6 protein-coding genes, 2 tRNA genes and 1 pseudogene are annotated in these 7,971 nt (G+C 52.9%); 7 read left to right on the top strand and 2 right to left on the bottom strand.

The window, feature by feature from the left end:
* Window positions 1-134: 134 nt before the first annotated feature.
* The 3 genes and pseudogenes from C7B82_RS27935 to C7B82_RS32780 form a co-directional block, all read left to right on the top strand.
* Window positions 135-260, top strand: a pseudogene (locus C7B82_RS27935) (RtcB family protein); the annotation flags it as partial.
* 165 nt (window positions 261-425) lie between these two features.
* Window positions 426-522 (top strand) — tRNA-Val (locus C7B82_RS32785).
* A 55-nt stretch (window positions 523-577) separates the two neighbouring features.
* Window positions 578-696, top strand: a tRNA-Ala gene (locus C7B82_RS32780).
* A 122-nt stretch (window positions 697-818) separates the two neighbouring features.
* Here the strand turns inward: C7B82_RS32780 and C7B82_RS27930 are convergent.
* Complete coding sequence (locus C7B82_RS27930; protein WP_106260260.1) at window positions 819-1,199, bottom strand: AbrB family transcriptional regulator; 381 nt, start codon at window positions 1,197-1,199, stop codon at window positions 819-821.
* Window positions 1,200-1,234: 35 nt separating this feature from the next.
* Between C7B82_RS27930 and C7B82_RS31710 the strand changes: the two genes are divergently transcribed.
* Complete coding sequence (locus tag C7B82_RS31710; RefSeq protein ID WP_146141292.1) at window positions 1,235-1,459, top strand: hypothetical protein; 225 nt, start codon at window positions 1,235-1,237, stop codon at window positions 1,457-1,459.
* Between the two features lie 249 nt (window positions 1,460-1,708).
* Here the strand turns inward: C7B82_RS31710 and C7B82_RS27925 are convergent, their stop codons facing one another.
* Complete coding sequence (locus tag C7B82_RS27925) at window positions 1,709-2,794, bottom strand: hypothetical protein (protein ID WP_245940130.1); 1,086 nt, start codon at window positions 2,792-2,794, stop codon at window positions 1,709-1,711.
* 951 nt (window positions 2,795-3,745) lie between these two features.
* Here C7B82_RS27925 and C7B82_RS27915 point away from each other — a divergent pair.
* The 3 genes from C7B82_RS27915 (at window position 3,746) to C7B82_RS27900 (ending at window position 7,850) form a co-directional block, all read left to right on the top strand.
* Window positions 3,746-4,066 carry a hypothetical protein gene (locus C7B82_RS27915; protein WP_106260254.1) on the top strand — a complete coding sequence of 107 codons (321 nt, stop codon included), beginning with the start codon at window positions 3,746-3,748 and terminating at the stop codon, window positions 4,064-4,066.
* Window positions 4,063-7,188, top strand: coding sequence for a plasmid replication protein, CyRepA1 family (locus C7B82_RS27910; RefSeq protein WP_106260252.1), 3,126 nt, complete (start codon window positions 4,063-4,065; stop codon window positions 7,186-7,188). The genes C7B82_RS27915 and C7B82_RS27910 overlap by 4 nt, the downstream gene beginning before the upstream one ends.
* Before the next feature lie 398 nt (window positions 7,189-7,586).
* The gene (locus C7B82_RS27900; RefSeq protein WP_106260248.1) at window positions 7,587-7,850 is read left to right on the top strand and encodes a type II toxin-antitoxin system ParD family antitoxin; all 264 of its coding nucleotides are present in this window, start codon (window positions 7,587-7,589) and stop codon (window positions 7,848-7,850) included.
* Window positions 7,851-7,971: the final 121 nt, after the last annotated feature.

Here is a 7,971-nt window from a genome sequence, read left to right as displayed (position 1 = left end):
GATGCGATGGCGAGCGAGGAGCGTGGCTGCAGCCTGCACCGTTTTGGCTTGCCCACTTTTGAGTAGATAAAGCAATTAGAGCCGTTCTTTGTCAGAAGCAGTCTTTGCGTGTCTGAGTCGTTGCTGAGTGTCGTAAGGATGAAGGCGTGATCGATGAGATTCCCGGTGCCTACAAGCCGATCGAACAGGTCATGGCAAACCAAGCTGACCTGGTTGAGGTTGTGGCAACCCTGAAGCAGGTTGTGTGTGTGAAAGGTTAGTGCAAGCTGCGGCTAGGAGCCGTCTTAGCCGCAGCTCTAGTTTGCGTTCACATGAGTGCGTTGCAAGCGATCGTGATGTAAGGGCTAGCATTTGAGTCTGCCAGTCTCAGCGCATGGGTACCCTTCAGGAACGCTTCGCGAACGAGTCCCATCGATCGCTCTTATAGTCCTGTAACTCAGTGGGGAGAGTGCCTCTCTTACAAAGAGGAAGTCGCGGGTACCGCTTCACGGAAGCAAGCTACAAGCCCTGCCAGGACTACCAAAGATGGGCGTGTCGCCTAATGGATCGGGCAATTCCTACCACGCCTGCCAAACATGGGTCTGTAGCTTAACTGGGAAAGCGTCTGCCTTGCAAGCAGAAAGATGTCGGTACCGCTATCTCCTTCGGAGACGCTTCGCGAACGCGGAAGCAAGCTACAACTCCGACCAGAATCCACTCCTGGTGTCTAAAGTCGAAGTGGTCGAGACACTAGCCTGTGAAGCTAGTCACTAACAGGTACCCTTCGGGAAGCAAGCTACGAGTCCCGTTAGACACCCCTGAATAAAATGCACGCGCACTCACTCTACAGGGTCAAGTTGTTTGAGTTGAATGTGCTTCCGTCCCAGCACCAACTCAAACTCATCACCAGGCTTAAGCGCCATCTGTTTGGTGTACGCGATACCGATCAACAAATTGCCATTGGCTTGCACGCTAAGGCGATAGCTTGCACTGCGTCCAGCCCTACCATCAGTGGCTGCTTTGCCATCCAACTCAATGCCATCAGCTGCCAGCAAAGCATTGAGAAACTGCATCATGCTGACGCGCTCCACACCACCTTTCGTCACCGTGTAATAACCACAGGCTTTCGCTTTCTGCTCTTTGCTGAAGGTGTCTAACGTTTTTACCTTTTGCAGCAGCGCTGCCCCTGTCAGCGGTTCGACCTTCTTCTTTTTAGCCATTTCTCTGCTTCACACCAACAACTTTCGATCCCATGATGCCTGATCGCGAGTCAGTGCATAACAACAGCAAAGCAGAGAGTTGCGCTATAAGGAGCGCCATCGCCAGTAGGAAACAGGTAATTGTACGATTGGTCGATCGAGATTGGTGTGGGCGCGTGGTGAGAGAGGTGTTTAGCAAACACCCCCAGCCGTCTCAGTCGGGAGAAAAGCGATGGCTGAATGTGGAACAGGTGCAAGCGAGGAGGGCGTATGTGGGGTAAGAGTTACCTGGATTGCACCAGCAGCGATCGCCTTCCGTAAGCTTCGGAAGGGTTGAGTCTTACTCATCTGCGTTGACCTCAAGCGCTAAAGCTAATGTTGGTAGGCACTGAGCCAGAATGCTTTAGCTGTTGGACGGGAAGCCCCGCGCTCTAAGTGTACCCAGTTGAGCGTCGGGATGAGAGGCGCGTGAGTTGAGGATTTCTCATTCTCAATAACGGATCACTATTGTGGTGACAAATTACCTGCTGCTATTGGTGAGCGCGTAACTTTTCAGGATTAATTTGAAACTGAATGTTAGAGATTTTCTTCTTCCCAGGTAATTCTTGTGCTCCCAAGAGATATCCCTCCTGTTTCAGCTCATCAACCGTGCGCCAGAAGATCTGATTATTGCGGGAAGAGTTACTACCGAGCAAATCCAGATTCTTGAACAGGTATTGCTTCGAGACCACCAAATATTGTCCTTCTTGCAGAGAGTCCCACTTCATCCGACTGGCAAGGTAGATTAACAGCTTGGTTTTATAGTCGCTTTTGGCATTACTGCCCAGCTTTTGCGCCATGTCTACGTTATTAGCAAACAATACGTAATCGCCTGTCCGCCCTGGACCATCGAAAAATTCTAGAGAGACAGTATAAGCATCAGCTAATTCGTAAGTGTAATCAGCAGCTTTGACAAGATCAAAGTCACGCGGCACATTATCGATTTCAAAGTCCTTGATGCGTAGAATGCTCTTAATTGTGACCTTGGCACCGATATTATTACCCTTCCGCAAAGATTGAGCAAAAACAAGCTCTGTACGGTGAAGCGCCACTAAATCACGATTGAGTTGCGATCGCAACTTCGAGGCAAAGCCACCATCTTTGGTGCGCGTATACCCTAAACTCTCAAGCAGATCATTGGAACGAAAGAAAACGGCGGGTCCTGTTCCTTGGTGAGCAGCCTGTCGGTAAAGATAGAGGACAATCGCCACCTGGCGCGGGTTGAGAAAAGTCAGCAGCGCCATAAAGAGACGTTGAATTTTGCGATCCTGGATCTTCTCCAATCCCTTGCTGATTCCTTGATCCGTGCAATTTTTCAGATCCAGTTTGGTATATTGCTCCTTCAATTCCTCCCACTCTTCGGATGAGAGGTCTTCTAGGGGAACCCGCCGAGTTACGGCAATCTCGCTAGGGTCAGACGTGTCTGTCTCCACTCGCATCTCGAGATAATAGCCGTCTGGATCAGAGCGGAGGATCGGCAGCTGCATATCTGGATTGCCAACCGAAGCACCCGCTCTTGGCAAAACCATTAGAAGCTGACCATCGACTGGAAAGGTTAACGCTTCACTTTTACTCACAGCTACCACCATAGTGTGAGCAAATTTTAGCAGCGATCGCAATTTAAAGCAGCTTTTCCAGTGGTGTAGCTGCTTCCTACATCTAGCGTATGTACGCAGCAACTAATTTTGAAACGCTAAATGTGACCTTGATTAACTAAGAGCCTGTAACTCCCGCGTATGTTTTTAGCACCCTTACCTGTAACTCCCGCGTATAGTTTCAACCTGTAACTCCCGCGTATAAGAAACCCTTTGCCTGTAACTCCCGCGTATAGCTTTGACCTGTAACTCCCGCGTCAAATTTTTGCACTAACCAATTTTTAATCATGGACTGCCTAAGCTTACAATCATTGACCTGTAACTCCGGCGTATAGATTCCGCCTGTAACTCCGGCGTATAACAACTGCTTTGCCTGTAACTCCCGCGTATAGCTTTGACCTGTAACTCCGGCGTATAAGTAACCTGTAACTCCAGCGTATAAGCCCTTTGATGCTATTGAACATCTTGGATTCGAGTGGTACAACTTAGCAGATTGTGATTCATAGTTCTTATGTTCTACCTTCAAATTGGCAAGGGAGAGCACAGACTAAGCGCTAGCCGTTAAAAACAAACCATAGCAAACCGGAGCAGAGCCGCACCAGCGTCTTCTCAACTCTGGTTTGCTGTGCCACTTAGGACTTAAGGAGGAAAGACTAAAGCACAGTTAATCAAACTAAAAACCCCACCTGACTGCAAATCAGAAGGGGCTTTTGAGAACATTCGATTTGTTCTAGTCAGCGGCTCTAACTTCTAAGCTTGGCGGCAACGTTGTTAGAGTCCAACCGGAGAAACCAGTTACAAGGCGTTGCCATGTAGCATAGCTTTTCATGTCTCATTTTAGGAGTAAGAGCACAAAAGTTGCAACCTTTGTGCTCTTACTTCTAGCTGCTGCATGGCTTCTCCATCCAAAGCCACACAGTGAGGGTGTTAGCCATGCCTAAAAATTGTCAAAAGAGCGCAGCCTCTTTGCACAGTCCCAAATGTCAGCAACAAGTTGCGACTGCTCCGCTCAAGGTGGCGGGATCGCAGCCTCTAGTACCACTATTGTCAGAGCCAGCACGATTGCGGCTCGCACTCCCGCAAGCACAGTATCACGCTGGCACGATCACCATTACTCAACCAAGCCCTGTCACTGTAAAAATTTGCAGTGCGACCTTTCCCCTAGTGCGATCGCACACTTGGTCGGTGCTGACCACAGCAGCTGATCGCTCCACTCAGAGCCTTAGGGTACAGCCACTGGGAGGTGTGGCATGAGCGCCCGATCCCAGACCCTAGGTTCCAGTACGCCGATCGCTCCACAAGCACCCACCTTTGACGCCTTCCGCCAAACAATCGCTCGCGAGTTTATTCACGGCAGCGCAATCGCCCCAGCCTTGTTTAAAGCGGCGATCGCACTCGTAAGTGACACCGAAACCTTTGCGGGTGGGGACGTGACCTACCCGATCCATGAAGCACTCAATTGGCACCTCACCCGCTTCGGCTACCAGGCACGAGAGACGTTGTCTGCGGCTCTACTGCTCAACGAAGACGGCTCCGCCTGGCAAGCCAAACTGAGCACTCCACGTACAGAGAGCAACGGCAAGGCGCAGAAATACGAGACCCCTGTTGGCAATGGCGCGAGAGCTTATCTACCCTCTGTCCCACCGGTCATTCGACAACGAATTGCTGCTCGCTATGGCATCCCGATCCCTTTAGACGGCTCTTTTTGGGACTGGTATGAGCAACATCCTGAAATTCCTTTCACCGTGACTGAGGGCGGCAAGAAAGGCTTGGCAGGCTTCAGTCACGGGTTTGTGACGATCGCACTCTACGGCTGTCACGGCGGCTATCGCACTAAAGATGCCTTGAGCCACCCGATCCCGCCGACGCTGATTCCTGACCTCGCTCGGTTTGCAAAGCCAAGTCGGCAGATCGCGATGGCCTTTGACACCGATGCCAGTGAAAAAACGCGGCGACGGGTGAACATCGCGCAAGCGCGGTTAGGTAACCTCTTAGCGGCTCACGGCTGTGACGTAGCGATCGCCCGTTGGGATTGCCAGCAAGGGAAGGGGCTGGATGACCTCATCGTGCAGTCGGGCGTCACAGCGTGGGAGACGGCCTACGCTGAGGCTCTACCCTTGAGCCAATGGCAAATTTGGCAGCGGCTGGAGCGGCAGCTCACGTATCCGGTCAACCTGCGGGTAAATGTGGGCGATCTGTCTACGCTCGAAGCGGACACACTCCCCTCTGAGGGGTTGATCGCAATGTGTTCGTCGAAGGGGACCGGGAAAACCAAGCTCATCGCTACCCTCTTAGCCGACCAGGAGCGCGTGCTGTCACTGACGCATCGCATTGCCTTGGGTCGTAACCTCTGTACGCGCACGGGACTGCACTATCGGGGCGATCTGGACAAAGTGAAGGGGCAATATATCCACGAGTCGGGCTATACCCTGCGGATTGGCTCGTGCGTGGATGGGTTGCTGAGTCTTGACCCCAATCACTTTGCCGGAGGCGATCTGGTGCTCGATGAAGTGGTGCAGCTCGTGCGGCATTTGCTCACCAGCTCCACCTGTGCTCGTGAGGGCAAACGTCCGGCACTGTTAGCACGGTTCCGAGCGCTGGTGAAAAATGCGAAGCGGGTACTGATAGCGGATGCGGATCTGGATAATGCCACCTTGCACTATTTACAGGCATTACGGGGCGAGCCTGCGCCTGTCTTCCTGGTCAAGAATGATTTTGAGACCGTGCCTTACACCTGCCGTTTTCTGACTGCACCCGATCGTACTGCCATCACCGGGGAGCTACTGACCGCGATCGCCCAACAAACACCGGGGCAAGTGTTCTTTGTCGCCACCGACAGCAAAGCGACCAGTAAAGCCCTCCATCGGCTCATCATGCAGCAATATCCAGAGCAACGGGTGTTATTGCTGAATAGCGAAACGACCGGGGGCGAGTGTGAGCGGGAATTTATGCAAACGCCGGACGTGGTGCTGACACGGGGCGACTACGATGTCATTCTGTGTTCGCCGTCTGTGGCAACCGGGGTTTCCATTGAATGCCGGGGCGTTGTGTCTCAGGTCTACGGCATCTTTACGGGGGTGAGTGCCACCGATGCGGATATCAGCCAGTCGCTCAGTCGGGTACGAGCACCAGTGGAGCGCGTCGTCTGGTGTGCGAAAACGGGGGCTAACTTTGCCAAGGTGAGCCGTGCGGTCAATCCGTTAGAAGTCCGTTCGCACTTGCAAGCGCAAACCACCGCAACGGTGCAGCTGCTCCGTTCCAGTCTCAAAGAGGACATCGTAGACGGTATCAATGCCTTGGATTGGCGTTCTGATCCGCATATCGGGCTGTACTGCCAGTTCGCAGCGGAGCAGAACCGTGCGATGCGTTGCTTGCGGGAGGCGCTCCTGGTACGCCTCCGGTTTGAGGGCAACACGCTGACGCTGGAAGACCGAGCGAGCAACCCGGCACTGAAGGCGTTGCTGGCGCAAACCCGCACTGAACTACAACTGTTCGATGCCGAAGCTCTGGTGGCAACCGAGACGCTGACCTATAGCGAGGTGCTGGCACTGGAACAAAAGGAAAGCCTGGGGCCGGAAGACCGGTTAGCCATGCAGAAATGGTACTTGCTGGATTTCTATGTTTTGGAAACCCTGACGGTCGATGACTGCCTGTGGGACAAGGACGGACGGAGGAGAGGGGAGCTGCTGTCTTTAGAGTCATTGCTGTTCCCGACAGTGGCGCTGGAACGTACCGCGAGAGCACTCGAAAAACAAGCCGTTTGGCAGCAAGGCTATTGCCCGTGGGACATCGCGAACACCCCTCTACGACGCTGGTTGCTGGTCGAAGTCGGGATCGGCCAGTTAATCACGAAGCTCCGGGAGGGCTGGCGGTGGTGCAAATATGATCTCAAGCCTTACGCTGATCGCGCTAGAGCCTTAGCCCCTCAAATCAAGGTCGCTCTGCATTTCACGATTAACGAGGCGATGAGCGATACCCAGGTGGTACACCAACTCATTGCGCAGTTGGGCATCAAACTGACGCGGCACTGGTCACGTTCGTTAGCAGGCTACGAAGGGGAGAAGCTCCGCACGTACGCCTTAGACCAGGCGCATTGGCACAAGCTGGCAGCGGTATTGGAGCGCCGGGAGGCGAAGCGCCAATGCCTGCCAGCACAGCGTTTGGAGGCGGAAGGGGTTGGATCACCTGTTGTGTTTGAGGTGATTAGACCAGAGGGTGATCCGGAGGCGAACCGTAATGCATGGCTGACTCCAGCGGCATTGGCGGATGTGCAAGCGCTGCTAGAGACGGCGGGAGACGATCCGGACGTGCTGGCAAAAGTGCGGTTAGCGATTCCAGCCTACGTTTTACGCCATTTGGGTAGCGCGACGGCGTAATACAGCTCGAAACGTCTTGCTTTGACGCTTAAGCGCACCGCTCCACCGGAGAGCAGTAGTTGGTGTTGGAGGCGATCTGGACACGGTCGCTTGGGTTCCGGCAGTGCCACTGGTGCCACTGCAAAAACTTACAGTGAGGCAAGCCCATAACGACAGATGTTCAGTCTTACAGGCAAGGACAGTCGGCTATAGGGGTGTCCTGGATCTTCTGTTCCAGCCTTTCAGCAAGAAACCTGACAAAGGCAGTGGACTGATTCTCACCGACAAACAGCCTGGGTCTGAGACAGTACCGCTTGCGTTACCTCTGATCGTAGAGGCGTACTTTCAATAACAAAAATTGCTATTTTTGGTTGCTGTGAGTACAACGGTAGTAGATGAATGGTTGAGAGGGATGACCGATGAATGTTTCACTCACGTCCGAGTTAGAGCAGTATGTCAGCGACAAGGTAGCCAGTGGTTTATATCACTCTGCCAGCGAGGTCATCCGCGAAGGGTTACGCCTGCTCAAAGATCAGGATGCTTTGCGGGAAATTCGCCTCAACGAATTGAGGCAGCAGATCCAGGCAGGTATTGATAGTGGGGAGTCTCAACCTCTCAATATTGAGGATGTCATCGATCGCGGCAGACAACGCCATGCCCAGCGCAGCAAAGCCAGCCATTAGGTTCGAGCAGCATGGGTAGATGCCTAAGCCGCTGGTTTGCTTTAAGGAGATTTCTGGCAAAGAATTTACCCAAGCTTCTAGAATATTCTTATGTTCTTGCAAAAAGTAAGGCACAAGCGTT

Origin of the sequence: Stenomitos frigidus ULC18 (assembly GCF_003003795.1) — a bacterium.
In the GTDB taxonomy this organism is placed as follows: Bacteria; Cyanobacteriota; Cyanobacteriia; order Leptolyngbyales; family Leptolyngbyaceae; genus Stenomitos; species Stenomitos frigidus_A.
The sequence above is the reverse complement of the archived record's forward strand: the minus strand, read 5'-3'. Positions and strand labels throughout refer to the sequence as shown.